The sequence below is a fragment of the Brevundimonas sp. C43 genome (genome assembly GCF_030732185.1).
GTDB lineage: Bacteria > Pseudomonadota > Alphaproteobacteria > Caulobacterales > Caulobacteraceae > Brevundimonas > Brevundimonas diminuta_C.
This window is the reverse complement of the sequence record NZ_CP132231.1, coordinates 417,063-431,417: the sequence shown is the minus strand read 5'-3', so window position 1 is coordinate 431,417 and position 14,355 is coordinate 417,063. Positions and strand designations below refer to the sequence as shown.

At 64.8% G+C, this 14,355-nt stretch carries 9 protein-coding genes; 3 read left to right on the top strand and 6 right to left on the bottom strand.

Annotated features, from left to right (window positions below):
- Positions 1-159 precede the first annotated feature (159 nt).
- Positions 160-852: an ABC transporter ATP-binding protein gene (locus Q9R14_RS02190; RefSeq protein WP_306003330.1), complete on the top strand. Its 693-nt coding sequence runs from the start codon at positions 160-162 to the stop codon at positions 850-852.
- Positions 849-3,362 carry an ABC transporter permease gene (locus tag Q9R14_RS02185; RefSeq protein ID WP_306003329.1) on the top strand — a complete coding sequence of 838 codons (2,514 nt, stop codon included), beginning with the start codon at positions 849-851 and terminating at the stop codon, positions 3,360-3,362. Before Q9R14_RS02190 ends, Q9R14_RS02185 begins: the two co-directional genes overlap by 4 nt.
- A 64-nt stretch (positions 3,363-3,426) precedes the next feature.
- Here Q9R14_RS02185 and Q9R14_RS02180 read toward each other — a convergent pair whose 3' ends face one another.
- The 5 genes from Q9R14_RS02180 to Q9R14_RS02160 form a co-directional block, all read right to left on the bottom strand.
- Complete coding sequence (locus Q9R14_RS02180; protein WP_306003328.1) at positions 3,427-4,539, bottom strand: pectinesterase family protein; 1,113 nt, start codon at positions 4,537-4,539, stop codon at positions 3,427-3,429.
- A 77-nt stretch (positions 4,540-4,616) separates the two neighbouring features.
- A complete protein-coding gene (locus Q9R14_RS02175; protein ID WP_306003327.1) occupies positions 4,617-7,607 on the bottom strand; it encodes a TonB-dependent receptor in 2,991 nt (996 codons plus the stop codon).
- Between the two features lie 145 nt (positions 7,608-7,752).
- Positions 7,753-8,697 (bottom strand): FecR domain-containing protein, encoded by a 945-nt coding sequence (locus Q9R14_RS02170; protein ID WP_306003326.1) that lies wholly within the window; start codon positions 8,695-8,697, stop codon positions 7,753-7,755.
- Positions 8,694-9,272: a sigma-70 family RNA polymerase sigma factor gene (locus Q9R14_RS02165; protein ID WP_306003325.1), complete on the bottom strand. Its 579-nt coding sequence runs from the start codon at positions 9,270-9,272 to the stop codon at positions 8,694-8,696. The genes Q9R14_RS02170 and Q9R14_RS02165 overlap by 4 nt, the downstream gene beginning before the upstream one ends.
- Positions 9,273-9,542: 270 nt before the next feature.
- Entirely contained in the window at positions 9,543-10,787 is a 1,245-nt protein-coding gene (locus Q9R14_RS02160) for an MFS transporter (protein WP_306003324.1), read from the bottom strand.
- Between the two features lie 207 nt (positions 10,788-10,994).
- Between Q9R14_RS02160 and Q9R14_RS02155 the strand changes: the two genes are divergently transcribed.
- Positions 10,995-12,851, top strand: a complete 1,857-nt coding sequence (locus Q9R14_RS02155; protein ID WP_306003323.1) for a glycoside hydrolase family 9 protein — start codon at positions 10,995-10,997, stop codon at positions 12,849-12,851.
- 62 nt (positions 12,852-12,913) lie between these two features.
- On the opposite strand, the gene Q9R14_RS02150 is transcribed toward Q9R14_RS02155, so the two are convergent.
- Positions 12,914-14,344, bottom strand: a complete 1,431-nt coding sequence (locus Q9R14_RS02150) for a sugar porter family MFS transporter (RefSeq protein ID WP_306003322.1) — start codon at positions 14,342-14,344, stop codon at positions 12,914-12,916.
- Between the last annotated feature and the right edge of the window lie 11 nt (positions 14,345-14,355).

The window sequence follows — 14,355 nt, the reverse complement described above, 5'->3', positions numbered from 1 at the left end:
TTTCGAGGCGCTGCATCCGGCAAGAACGAGCCCCACCCCTCCGGTCAGGAGCGAGCGGCGGCGCATGGACGGCATGGGCGAAGGGGGCTTTGGAGTCATGATCTGCACCCCCATATAGGGACCAGCTTTCCTCCTCCCAATCCAGCAGGCGACATATCGATGGCTTCAGCCGCTCCGCTCGTCCTCGACGGCGTCGTCCTCACCCTGCCCTCAGCGGCGGGACCCGTGGAAATCCTTCGCGGCGTGGACCTGATCGTAGCGCCGGGCGAGACGGTCGCCATCGTCGGCCCCTCCGGATCGGGCAAATCCTCGCTGATTTCCATCGCCGCAGGGCTGGAAACCCCGACCTGGGGCCGAGCCATGCTGTTCGGTCAGGATATGGCCGCGCTGGGCGAGGACGGCCGCGCCCGCCTGCGTCGGGGGCGCGCCGCTCTGGTTTTTCAAAGCTTCCACCTCCTGCCCAATATGACGGCCGAGGAGAATGTGTCCGCGCCGCTGGAGTTGGCCCACAGGCCGGGGGCTGTGGCCTTGGCGCGCAGTTGGCTGGAGCGGGTCGGCTTGGGCGTCCGGCGGTCGCACTATCCGCACCAGATGTCCGGCGGCGAGCAGCAGCGTGTCGCCCTGGCCCGCGCCTTGGCGGTCGGGCCCGAACTGCTGTTCGCTGACGAACCGACCGGAAATCTGGACGGGACCAACGGCGCTCTGGTCGCCGACTTGCTGTTCGACCTCGTGCGCGATAGCGGCGCCGCCCTGGTCATGGTGACCCATGACGACCGTCTCGCCGCGCGTGCGGATCGGATTGTCACGATGCGCGATGGACAGGTCGTCGCCCCGGACTTGGCCTCTGCATGAGACTCGCCGTCCGCTTCGCCCGCCGCGAACTCCGTTCCGGAATTGCAGGCTTTCGAATCTTTCTGGCCTGTCTGGCGCTGGGCGTGGCGGCGATCGCCGCCTCCGGATCGACTGCAGAGGCCTTCCGCCAGGGGCTGGCCAGTCAGGCGCGCGAGATTCTCGGCGGCGACGTCGTCTTCAGCCTCGACCAGGGCCGGTTCAGCCCTGACCAACGCGCAGCCTTCGCCGCCCTGGGGCCCGCCGCCTATTCGGTGCGAGCCAACGGCATGGCCGAGACCGGAACCGGTCAGCGTCGTCTGGTCGATATGCGCGGGGTCGACGCCGCCTACCCCTTGGTCGGCGCGGTCGAACTGTCGGGCGCCCCTGATCTGGCTACGGCCTTGCGCGTCGAGAACGGCTTAGCGGGGGCCGTCGTGGAGCAGGGCCTGCTGGACCGATTGAATCTCAAGCTCGGCGACACCTTCACCGTCGGCGGCGCGCGGTTCGTCGCCCGCGCCGTCCTTCTGGCCGAACCCGACCGCCTGGGTCGGGGCTTTGCGCTCGGGCCGCGCGTGGTCACGACCGTCCCCGCCGTCGAACAGGCCGGCCTGCTCGCCCCCGGCGGCCTGTTCGGCGAGGCGGTGCGTATCGCCCTTCCTGCCGACGTCGACCCCAAGGCCGCCATCGCGGGTGTCGAAAAACGGTTTCCGCAAAGCCGGCTCGAGGCGCGAGACCGATCGGAGGCCGCCGCCGGCGCCGGACGGCTGATCGATCAGCTGGAGTATTTCCTGGGCTTCATCGGTCTGGCCTCCCTGGTGGCCGGCGGACTCGGCGTCGGGGGCGCCGTCTCGGCCTATCTGGAGGGGCGCAAACCATCGATCGCGACGCTGAAGGCGCTCGGCGCCGAGGGCGGGCTGATCCGCGACATCTATCTGATCCAGATCGGCGTGCTGGCCGCCGTCGGGGTCGCCATCGGGCTCGTGATCGGGGCCGTCGCGCCGCTCGTCATCGGCGTGCTGGCGAAGGACAGCCTGCCCATCCCCGCCCTCTTCGCGGTCTATCCGGCGCCACTGGTCAAGGCCGGAGCGTTCGGCCTTCTGGCGGCCGCAGCCTTCGCGCTCGCGCCCTTGGCCCGCGCCCGCGCCACGCCGCCTTCCGCCTTGTTCCGTCGCCAGCTTACCGACCGACCTATTCTCGGCGTCGAACTGGCCTTCGCTGTCCTGGCCGCCATCGGCCTGGCGGGTCTGGCCTTTTGGACAGCGCCGTCCAAACTTGCAGCGGCCGCCCTGATCGGCGGCACGGTCGTCGCCTTCGCCCTTCTGTGGGCGCTCGGCCGTGCGGCGGCCTTCCTGGCCGGGCGTTTGAGACGACACGCCGGCGGGGCGGTGCGGCTGGGGTTGGCCAATCTCGCCGGCCCGCGCTCGGCGGCGCGCACCGCCTCCCCCGCCATCGGCCTCGGTGTCGCGCTTTTGGCCATGGTGGTCCTGATCCAGTCCAGCCTGCTGGGCCAGATCACCGAGGTCGCGCCACGATCAGCCCCATCCGTCGTCTTCACCGAAATTCCCGCTGATCGCGGCGCGGCGTTCGATGCGGCGGTGGCGAAGGTGATGGCGACGCCCGGACCGGATCGCTATCGGCGCCTGCCCCTGCTGACCGGGCGTATCGTGCGGTTGAAGGGCGCGCCGGTCAACGTAGATGCCCTGCCTCAAGGCGAACGCTGGGCCTTCGATCAGGATATTCTCCTGACCGCCCTGGCCGGCTCGCCGGACGATGCGAATGTCGTGTCCGGCAAATGGTGGGCCGCCGACTATGCCGGTCCGCCTCAGATCGCGCTCTCGCAGGATCTGGCCAAGGCCGCCGATCTCAAGGTGGGCGACAGCCTGACCCTGCAGCTGCTGGGCCGCGAGATGGATGTGCGCATCGCCGCCCTTCGTCGGACCGAGCCGGGCGGGTTCGGGACCAACTTCCTGCTGGTCCTCAACGCCGCCGCCATCGAAGGCGCCAATCCGCGCAGCGTCGCCATCGCCCGCGCCTCGCCCGCCGAAGAACGCGCCCTGACGCAGGCGCTGGGCGCGGACTTCCGAGAGGTGAACATCATCAGCGTGCGCGAGCAGCTCGAGGCCGCCGCAACCCTGTTCGACCGCCTCGCCTTGGCCATTCGCGGGGCCGCGGCCGTCGCCGGTCTCGCGGGCCTGCTCGTTCTGATTGGAGCCATTGCGGCGGGCGTGCGCGAGCGGGCGCGCGAGGCGGCCGTGCTTAAAGTGCTGGGCGGCTCCCACGCCCAGATCCTGACCGCCTACCTCGTGGAATACAGCCTGGTGGGCGCCATCGCCGGTCTCGCCGGCCTTCTTCTCGGCGCCGCCGGCGCCTGGCCGGTCGTGACGCTCGCCTTCAAGGCGACCTGGAGCGTGGACTGGACCGGCGTCGTTCTTCTCCTCAGCGGGGCCACGGGCGTCGCGGCTCTGGGCGGCGGCGTGGCGGCCCTGCACGCCCTATCGCGTCGCCCGGCGCCGGTTCTTCGGTCGGATTGATTGGAATGGTAACGTCCAGCTCGCATGGATGCCGGTTCGGAAAATTGAGCACGCTGCATATCGGCTAGCGTCGTCCTATGACGGCGGCTCTATCGATCCGCCTCGCCTGCTCGATCGTCAGACGCTTGCCCCGCGAAAAGTCGGCGCGGCCAGGCCCCCGCGAGCCGAAGGTGGCGAAACGGGCGTCTTCGGGCTGAAGCATGGTGCGGGGATTGCCGTCGCGGTCGGTGTACCACATCTCGGTCCAGCCCGCCGGCGCGATATGGTCGTCCATCCAGCAGTCGAGGAAGGTCGCTGCGCCGACAAACTTCGGATCGCCGTACCGACCATCAGGGAAGGTGCTGGACGGTCGCCAGGGGCGTCCCAAAAACACGGAATGGCGCGGAACACCGGCATCCCTGGTGAGACGGCAATCGTGGAAGACAAAGCCGTAGTCTTGCTCAATCGGCGTGCTTGGAGCGACGATATAGCCTTCGACCGGATCGGCGGGACGCAGTCGCGATCGGATTTCGCAACGTTCAAACCAGGCACGCCCCGCGCCGAAGATGAAGTCATAGCTGCCGGTGATCAGGCAGTTTTCGAACAACGTCGCGCCCGCGTCGGGGAACAGGGTGTCCTGGTAGCTGAGGATGTCGCAGTCGCGGACCACGGCGCGATCCGACCCTTTGTCCATCATCAGGGCCACGGCCTGGGGACCCGCGCCATTGTGCGAGTGCAGGCCGTTGGGCTTGGTCATTTCCGCCAGACCGTCGAAGGCGTTGTTGATCGTCAGGCGCTCGGCGTGAAAGTCGGGCGCCCGCACGAACAGGGTCGGGGTGCGGAACGTGCCCCACATCCGGCCATCCGGCGCCGCAAGTCCCGACGCCGCCAAATGATTGATGACCGAGGCCGAGCGATCTTCGCCAATCAGATGAATGAAGGGTTTGTCGACGATGACCTGCTCGGTCCAGATGCCGCGCGTGATGAGGATGCGAAAAGGCTTTCGCCCGTCCGCCGGTGCGGCGGCGATGGCGGCGGAAAGGGTTGGATAGGAAGGCGCGCCGACCCGACGACCGGCGTCGCTGGTCCCCAGCACAGCATCGTAGGGCGCCACATCGGCCCAAGAAGACGCAGGTGCCATCATCGGCAAAGCTGCTGCGGCGACAAGCGCCTGACGGCGCGAGAATGACAAACGCATGAGAGCCCCTGATGAAAAATAGGGCGCCGGCCGACAGGTCGGCCAGCGCCCAGTCTCCCGGAGGAGTTGGGAGTGTCTTAGAAGGTGTAGCGGACGCCGAAGTTGTACTGCCTTCCAGTGTGCGAATAGACGTAGATGCTGTCCCGGCGACTATCGGTGTACTGCTCATTGAAGGCGTCGGTCAGGTTCAGGCCCTCGAACGTCACCTTGATGCGGTCCGTCAAAGCATACGAGGCTGAGGCGTCCACCGTCACGATGTCGCGCACGCCATCGATGTCATTGGTGCTGGTGCCGCTAGGGACCGCGGTCAGATAGCGATCGCGATAGGCAGCCGAGACGCGGGCGCTGAACCGATCGTCTTCGTAATAGAGGGTGGCGTTGTAGGCGGTCTTCGAAAGGCCGAGCAGATCGTTTTCAACGAAGCCCGTCGGTGATCGCGAGGAAATATAGCTGATCTTGGAGTCCACCAGCGTGACGTTGAAGATGGCGCCGAGATTGTCGAACGGTCCGGGCAGGAAGGTGAAGGGCTGTTGGTAGCTGACCTCGATCCCCTTCAGCGGACCGCCCTCGGTGTTCACTGGCTGGCTGAACAGGAAGACGTCGCTGGGCGAAACTCCCAAGCCGTTCAGCAACTCCAGCGGCAAGCCGGATTGGTTGAAGGGCTGAGACGTCCGAGAGGTTTGAATGTAGCTTTCGATGTCCTTGTAGAACAGGCCGACGGACAGCAGGGCGTCAGGCGCGAAATACCATTCCGCCGACAAGTCGTAGGTCGTGGCGCGAATGGGATCCAGATACGGATTGCCCGAACTGACGCTGAACACGCCGACCGTGCTGAGGCTGCCGCCCGGCGTTACACTGCCCAGGTTTGGACGGGTCATGACCTTGGCGGCGCCGAACCGCACCAGGAAGTCCGGTGTAACCTCCGCCGTCAGATTCAGTGCCGGCAAAACGTCGTCATAGTCGCGATCGACGGTCGTCTGCTGCGCGGCGCCGGCAACCAGTTGATAGCCGGTCGAGCTCTGCTTCGTCTTGACGTAGCGCACACCAATGTCGCCGCGTACCGGCACGGCGCCGAGTTCGGTGTCGAAGTCGAGCTGAAGGTAGGCCGCGGAGTCCTTCTCAGTCACATTGCGGATGTTGCCGCGGGCATTGGCGTTGGAGGCGCCGCTGAGTTCGAACAGTCCCGTGCCGCTGTAGATGTTGAACAGGTCGGCAAAGGCGTTGAGGTTCGGCGCGATCCAGTTCGTGACCGTGCCGTTTGGCGCACCGAGATTGCGACCAAAACCACTGACCAACTCGGTCAGGCTGGCCAGGGTCACGCCGGCGGGCAGTTGCGGCACAACGCCCTCGTTGACCCGCGCCAGCGCCCAGGAGTCGAACTCATATTCCTTGTAGTTCACCCCGGCCTTCAGCGTCAGTGACGGGGTCAGATCGTAGCCGCCGTCAAGTTGCGCGGTCTTGATCGTGTTAGTGACGCCCTGCGGTCGCAGGCGGATTTCCGAGCGCGCCGCCCCGAAGTTGTAGGCCAGCGGGTCGGTCATGTCATAGCCGAACCGGATCAATGGCGCGTTGCGGTTTTCGCGATAGTCGTATGAGTAGTTGTCCGAATTTTCTCGGTTCAGAATGACGGTCGTCTGTATCGGATTGTCAAAATCAGACTTGGAATAGCCCACCAAGCCCTTGATCCTGAACCGGTCGCTGAACGCGTGTTCCAGGCTCAGCGTGCCTTGTGTGTATTTGGTGTCGAGCTCGTCGTAGCGGGTTTCCGTCTCCACATCGACGTCGTCGAACAGGCCGTAGACCATGTCGCCGTTGGCATCGATGACGCCGTCTCGCACGATGATTTCCGGTCGGCCGCCCTGCGACGCGTTGCGCGCGAAGGACAGGGCTTCCAGCCAATTTTCCTGACGCGTGGCTTTGAAGTCGGAGTAGAGCAGATCAAGATTGATCAGCGTCTGTTCCTGCGGCCGGAACTGCACCGATCCCGTCAGGCCTAAGCGCTCCTGATCGTGCGTCAGGCGTCCGTAGCGCGGAAAACGAGGCGTATAGACATCGGCCCGCCTCGCATCGGCAAAGGGTGATGCGGGGTTATAGCCCCCAGCCTCAGTCCCGTTCAGCCAGCCGCCGGAACCATGTCCTTCCTCCAGAAGCCGACGCTTGGTGTAGGCCATTGAGACGAGGGCTCCGAGACGCCCATCCATCCAGGTATTGCTGGCGAGTGCCGCGAACCGCGGGTCCCATTCCTGGGACAGATCATTGTAGCCGTATTGGCCCGACACAACGAGGTTGGCCCCGGCGTAATCGAACGGACGACCGGTCTGCAGATCGACCGTAGCGCCCAACGACCCCTCTTCCGTTTCGGCCGAAGCGGTCTTGCGGACCGTAATGCTGTTGAAAAGCTCGGATGCGAAGACGTTGAAGTCGAAGGCTCGGTTGCGGTTGGCGCCGCCTGAGCTGTCGGTGCCCGACGCAGTGCTCTGTCCCTCCACGCCGTTGATGCGGACGCGCGTGAACTGCGGACCAAGGCCGCGCACCGTGATCTGACGGCCTTCGCCGGCGTCGCGTGCGATAGAGACGCCAGGCACCCGCTGAATGGACTCCGCAAGGTTGGCGTCCGGAAAATCGGCCATGTCCTCGGCCTTGATCACATCCACGACGCCATGGGCTCGTCGCTTGGCCGTCAGCGCGCTGCCCAATGACGCACGGAAACCGGTTACCACGATAGTTTCAACTTCATCCGCCTGGTCTTCGACCTCGCTCCCCTGGGCGACGGTCTGGGGAGCGACGCTCGCGCCGGCGAGCACTGCCGTTCGGCCGTTGTTGGAGGCCACCACCAAGTTGCTGCCCTGCAGGAGCCGACCCAGGCCCTGATCAACCGAATAGACGCCTTGCACAGCGGCGGTTCGCTGTCCTGCGACCGCGTCGGTCGACGCCAGGATTTGAAGATCCGCTTGGCGTGCGAAGGCCGGCACGCCGGTCGAGGCAGGCTGCGCGGGGACATTGAATTGTCTGGCCTGGGCCTGAACTGACCCGGCGCCGGCCAGCGCCATCGTGCTAACGGCAATCATCAGCGACGCCTTCGCGCCTTGGTTTCGCGACATGGCCATGCGTCGGCCCTCCCTTTTTCTGTTTCCTGGTTCCCGGACCCTTCTTCGAGGGTTCCGAGAGTCTCGATGTTCGACGATCGACTTTCCGTCGCCGGACGAAAAAGATTTATCCCGCGCCACCCAACATGATGACATCTGCGCTCAACTTTACGCTCGCGTCATGGGCGACGCCCACCGCCTGGGCGAAGCTTTCCGGTTCATTGGTGCGGAACCATCCCACCACGGTACGGCCTTCCAGATCCGGATCGACGATCACGATCTTGCGGTTGTTGTAGCGGTTGAACTCAGCTGCCGCCGCGCCGATCGTGTCGCCATCCAGAACAATCTGCCCCTCTCGCCAAGACAGAGCCCGGTCCATTTCCAGCGGACGCTTCACCGGACTGGATGCGCCGGCCTGGTCGCTGACGAACACCTGTTCACCGGCGGCGACGCGGCGGCGCATTTTTCCAGCGCCCTTGTCGCTCCAGACCTCCACGACGCCTTCCGTTACGCGAACTTCGGCCCCGCCGGACTTGCGGCGAACGGAGAAGGCAGTGCCGACCGCTTGGACGCGGACATCGCCCGCCGCCACAACGAAAGGCCGCGCTCGATCTTTTGCGACCTGAAACCAAGCCTCTCCCTGGTCAAGGGTCACGGCGCGTTCGGCCTTCTGAAAGCGGATGTCCAAAGTCGTGTCGGTGTTAATCGCCGCCATAGACCCGTCGGCCAGAGGTACGCGGCGGATTTCTCCCACCAGGGTGCGATAGCGCTGGCGCGACAAGATCGGCGTCAGGACGACCCCGGCCGCGACGGCCGCCGCCAATCCCATTCCCCCGAGAAGCACGCGGCGGTCGGGCTTCGCCGGCGCGCGGTGCGTTTGGGTCTGAGGCATAGGCTCGACCATCAAGGCCATGACCGCTCGCGCCCGCCATAAAGCGCCCTCACGACGGCTGTCGCCAGCGAGCCAGTCGTCCAAAGCCGCCTGGTCGGACGCGCTCATCACGTTTGCGTCCAGTCGAGCGGCCCAATCGGCCGCCACCGCGTCGATCTCTGTGGAGGCTTCACGGCTCATGCCCGCCGCTCCCCGGTCGATGATGGGGCGACAGTGGCGTCAGCCTTGGCCAAGCCTGCCAGCACGGCTTTCAGCCCGCGCGCCGCTTCGTTCTCGACCACGTTCTCCGTTACGCCCAACTGGCGCGCGATCTCCTTTTGCGACAGCCCCATCACGCGGCGCATCTCGAAGATGCGTCGGCTGCGTTCGGGCAATGTGGCTACGATCTTCATTACGCGTTCGAGTTCCTTGCGTCCCCCAGCGATACGCTCGGGCGACGGTTCGTCCCACTCGATGCGCAGGGCGTCGATTTCCGTCACGGCGTCGATCCGGACAATCCGCGCGCGGCGCATCTGCTCAAGCACGACGGACCGCGCGGTCTGGAAGAAATAGGCGCGAGGACTCTCGATCTGCTCGACCGCCTTCAGGTTGGCCAATCGGCAATACGATTCCTGAATTACATCATCGACATCGTTGGAGGTCACAAGCGATCGTCGAAGCCAAGCGCGAACGTCCTGCTCGTGGGGCAGGATTTCACGCCCCAACCAGCGAACCCGTTCTTGTTCTGATTTCCCACCGTCTTGAGCCAAATCCACCCTCCCTCGGAGGTACGATGCGTGGCAGCGACGTTTCCGTCAAAAATCGGCATTCGGAAGGTGGTGCACGTTAAATGGATAACTGCGCGCAGTGCCTGACGTTGTACGGATGGCGCTGACAGCATTGATTGATTTGCAAGACCAGATCAAAGCCACGCTCAGGCCGCGCAGGTGGCGGCCTGAGCCTGATATTTCGGCGGTTTGGGCAACTTGCTTGTTGAAAGGGGCAAACTGACAGCCCCTCAGTGCGCGCAGTTAATCCAACAACGTTCACGTCCGGGCTGACCGAAATAGGGTCATAACGACCGCAGCAGCAGCGAAACACGCTGCTGCTGCGACATAGAGGCCTCGGATATCGAAACCTACATGTTCCAGAATAAGGGCAGCGATTGGGGCCATCGCCTGCGGTAAGGCCACTGCCAGGTTGTTGAGGCCCATATCCCGACCCCGATTGTCTTGGGTGGGAAGGGCGTCCGCCATCAAGCCCATTTCCACGGATCCATAGGCCCCCTGCCCCACTCCATAGAGCGCGAAGGCGAGCATCACGACTGTCCATGATGGTGTGATCGCCAAGGCGAGGGCCCCGATGCTAAGGGCCACTGCTCCAATGAAAGCAATGGTTTGACGCCGCGTGATGCGCGGCCCGAACAGCGCCATTGTGATAGCAATTATTACGACGCTCGCAAACGCTATGCCCGTCAGCACTGCATGTGACCGTTCCGGACTACGCCCGGGCCATCCAGCGGCATCGGTGACGAAATACAGCAGGTAAATGCTGACGAGAGCATAACCCGTCGCAATCAGGAGGCGAGCAGTCCAGACCGTCGCGAAATTGCGGGATCTGAACGGGGCTAGCAGATCTCCGGTCCTGCCAGAGTAGGCTGACGGCGCACTGCCTTGTCTTTCCGAAGACGGCTCATCGAAAACGATGAGGAAGAAAGCGGCCGCACCGATAAGAATACCCGCCAGAAGCGCTAACCTGCCGGGTTCGTGCTGCGGACCGAGCGCCATCAGACTGGAGCCCAGAGCGACAGCGAGCGGATACGACAGTCCAAGCATCGCCGAGACCGTACTTCTCAGCAAAATCGGCACGCGATCCGCAAACACAGCTGAGAGCGGAGCCATGAGCACGTTGAACGCAAGTTGAAATCCGACCAAGGCCCATACGAATTCGCCAGGCGTCGACGACCGCCATATGCCAAAGTAGCTTAAAATCGTCAGCACCGCTCCGAGCGCAATCCAAGGTCGGCGACGCCCAAACCGCGAGCGCGTCCGGTCGCTGATCGCGCCCATTGCGATATTGGCCACGGCGGCCGTGATCGCGCCCCAGACCATGGCCCGGCTAAGGATTTCCGTTTTACCCCCGGCGTCAAGAGCGGCGGCGTGGAGCGGAGCGACGATTTGGAACAGGGGCGCTAAACCGATGAAGGCGGCAAGGAACAGCACCAGATACGCCGCCAGGACCAGAGACGTGCGGCGGGTTTGAGAACGGTTGGAAACTTCACACTCCTCCATCGAGCGGGCCCCGCCTCTATGGCACGTGGCCCGACACGCTTGCTAGCGCGATCATGGCGTCATCCGGCGTGAGTAGCTGCAACAAAATACGATCAGCAAATCACTTGTGACAACGCTGTCAGATGCTAGGGTTTTCGTGAGGATCGTGCGCCACGTCGGCGTATGGACGGCGCTCGTGAAAGAACACAGGCGTGGAGGGAGGTTGGGGTGAGAAACAGATCGAGCGCGAGCGTCGCGGCCGTGGCCCTGGCGGCCGCCTTCGGTGCGGCACAGGCGGAACCGGAGGCCAGCGCCGTGCGGATGAACCAGGTCGGCTTTGAAACCCAAGGGCCAAAGACGGCAACGGTCGAGGATCGTGCCACCCGCCCCCTACCTTGGCGCGTGGTGGACCAGGCGGGCGCCAACGTGGCCCAAGGCATGTCCAAGGTCTTCGGCCAGGACGCCGCCTCTCGTCAAGCCGTGCATACGGTCGACTTTCAGTCGCTGCAGACCGACGGCGAAGGCTATCGGCTGATCCTGGGATCGCACGAAAGCCGACCCTTCTCGATCCAACAGCATCCGCATGCTCGGCTGAAATACGATGCCCTGGCCTATTTCTATCAGAACCGGGCGGGCGTTCCGATCCTGGCGGATCATGTCGCGCGGCCGGATCTGGCGCGTGCGGCCGGGCATCCGCACGAGGTCGCAGCCTGTTTCTCGGGCGCGGACACGGCCGGCGTGGTCTGGCCCGGCTGCGACTATACGCTGGACGTCACCGGCGGCTGGTATGATGCCGGCGACCACGGAAAATACGTCGTCAACGGCGGCATCTCGGTCTGGATGTTGTTGAACGCCTATGAACGCGCCACGACTAAGGGCGGCCCCGGCGCAAGCGCCTTCGCGGACGGCAAGGTTGATATTCCCGAGGCCGGAAACGGCGTCAACGATCTGTTGGACGAGGCCCGATACGAGATCGAGTTCCTGCTGAAGATGCAGATCGCCGACGGGGTGAAGCTGAAGGTCCCGGTCGGCCCCCAGGCGCCGGGTCAGCCGCTGCCCCTGACCGAGATCCACGCCGGCGGCATGGTCCATCACAAGGTGCACGATGCGCAGTGGACGGGCCTGCCGATGGCGCCGGCCGACGATCCCCAGCCGCGCCTGCTCTATCCGCCCAGCACGGCCGCGACCCTCAATCTCGCGGCGGTCGGCGCTCAGTGCGCGCGGATCTGGCGCGAGATCGATCCGGCCTTCGCGCGCCAATGTCTGACGGCGTCGCAGCGCGCCTTCCGCGCGGCGCTTCGCAATCGCGACGTTCGGGCCGGAGAGAATTTCGCCGGCGGCGGCGCCTATGGAGACCAAGACTTCTCGGACGAATTCTATTGGGCTACGGCCGAGCTTTTGGCCACCACGCGCAATCCGGCCTATCTGAACGCGCTGAAGACCTCGCCCTACTATCTGGGCGGGCCGCTGTCGGGCAAAAGCGCGACTGGCGATCCGGGCTTTTCCTGGACGGCGTCGCTAGGATCGCTGACGCTGGCGACCGTGCCGGACGTTCTGCCGCCAGAGGATCTGGTCACCGTGCGCGCCAATATCGTGACGGCCGCCCGCGCTTATGTCGACGCCGGCTATGGTCAGGGCTACGGCCTGCCGGTGTCGGGCGTGAAATACGAATGGGGTTCGAACGGCGCCCTGATGAGCCGGGCGGTGATCCTGGGTTCCGCCTTCGACTACACCGGCGACTGGAATTTCCGCAACGCGGTGATCTGGTCACTGGACTATATCCTGGGCCGCAATCCGATGAATCGGTCCTACGTGACGGGCTACGGCGACCGGCCCGTTCAGAACCCGCACCATCGCTTCTGGGCGCATCAGGCCGACCCGGCCTATCCGCTGCCGCCGGCAGGGGCCCTGTCCGGCGGGCCGAACAATCAGGCCATGGTCGATGATGTCGCCAAGACCCTGGTCGGCAAATGCGCGGCCCAGACCTGCTGGGCCGACGACATCAACGCCTATGCCCTGAACGAAGTCGCTATCAACTGGAACGCGCCCCTGGTCTGGGTCGCCGCCTTCATCGATGACCATTGAGGTTGTCGCGAGCCCAAGACTTCCGCCGTTCTTCGGACGGCGGAAGCTAGCGTGTGAAATGCCTAGGCCATCTCTTCCAGTTCGCGACCGCGCGTTTCCTTCACCCAGGCCTGGACCAGGAAGAAGGAGATCAGGGCGCTGACTGCGTAGAAGCCATAGGTGAAGACCAGCCCCAGGGTGGCGGCCATCCACGGGAAGCTGACCGAGATGGCGAAGTTGGCGATCCACTGTGCAAAGCCGGCGACGGCCAGGGCCGAACCGCGCATCTGGTTCGGGAACATCTCGCCCAGCATGACCCACATGACCGGGCCCCAGCTGAAGTTGAAGAAGACCACATAGGCGTTGGCCGCGATCAGGGCGATCATGCCGGTCTGATCGTCCAGATGCAGCGATCCGTCGACCAGCGCGGCCTTGGAGAAGCACCAGGCGACGACGGCCAGGGTCACGAACATGCCGGCCGAACCGATCAGAAGCAGAGGCTTTCTGCCGATCTTGTCGATGACGGCGATGGCGGCCAGACAGGCGGCGATCGACAGGACGCCGGACAGGATGTTGATCTGCAGCGCGTCGTTTTCGGAGAAGCCGACCGACTGCCACAGCACCGCGCCGTAGTAGAAGACGATGTTGATGCCGACCAGCTGCTGGAACACGGCAAGGATCAGCCCGGCCCAGACGATCGGGCGCACCTTCTTGGTCGCGGGGTCCAGCAGGTCGGCGAACTTGGGCTTGTGGTCGGCCGCCAGCGAGGCGCGGATTTCCTGAACCTTGCGCGCACCGGCGCCCGCACCGAACAGTTTGGACAGAACGGCCTCGGCCTGGGCGTCCTTCTTCTTGACGACCAGAAAGCGCGGGCTTTCCGGGATGACCAGAAGGGCGATCAGATAGACGGCGGCGGGGATGACCTGCAGCCAGAACATCCAGCGCCAGGCGGGGAAGCCCAGCCAGAACTCCGCCGTCGATCCGCCGGCGGTCTTGGCCAGGGCGTAGTTGGCCACGAAGGCGCCGGTCAGGCCGGTGATGATCATGATCTGCTGCACCGACGACAGTCGGCCGCGGATCGAGGCCGGGGTCACTTCGGAGATATAGGCCGGCGACAGGACCGAGGCCGCGCCCACGCCCAGGCCGCCTATGAACCGGGCAATGATGAAGTGTGCCGAGCTGTCGGCCGCGCCCGCCCAGAAGGCGGAGATTATGAACAGGCCGGCGGCGATCTGCATCACCGTGCGACGGCCGATGGCGTCGGCCAAACGTCCCGCGATGAAGGCGCCGACGGCGCAGCCCAAGAGAATGGCGCCGACGTTGAAACCGGTGCCCAAAGCCGACAGGTTGAAGGCCGCCTCCAGCCCGTCCTGGGTGCCGTTGATGACGCCTGAATCATAGCCGAACATGAAGCCGCCGATGGTGGCGACCGCCACGATCAGGGCGATGAAGGCCATGTTGACGCGGTCGTCGCCCGCGATGTCGGGGCCTGAGCCCCCCGTCGGTCCTGCCATTTCAATCTTAC

Coding starts and splice junctions, on each gene's coding strand:
- Q9R14_RS02190 (WP_306003330.1), top strand. CDS start 160: ATGGCTTCAGCCGCTCCGCTCGTCCTCGACGGCGTCGTCCTCACCCTG.
- Q9R14_RS02185 (WP_306003329.1), top strand. CDS start 849: ATGAGACTCGCCGTCCGCTTCGCCCGCCGCGAACTCCGTTCCGGAATT.
- Q9R14_RS02175 (WP_306003327.1), bottom strand. CDS start 7,607: ATGATTGCCGTTAGCACGATGGCGCTGGCCGGCGCCGGGTCAGTTCAG.
- Q9R14_RS02160 (WP_306003324.1), bottom strand. CDS start 10,787: ATGGAGGAGTGTGAAGTTTCCAACCGTTCTCAAACCCGCCGCACGTCT.
- Q9R14_RS02180 (WP_306003328.1), bottom strand. CDS start 4,539: ATGCGTTTGTCATTCTCGCGCCGTCAGGCGCTTGTCGCCGCAGCAGCT.
- Q9R14_RS02150 (WP_306003322.1), bottom strand. CDS start 14,344: ATGGCAGGACCGACGGGGGGCTCAGGCCCCGACATCGCGGGCGACGAC.
- Q9R14_RS02170 (WP_306003326.1), bottom strand. CDS start 8,697: ATGAGCCGTGAAGCCTCCACAGAGATCGACGCGGTGGCGGCCGATTGG.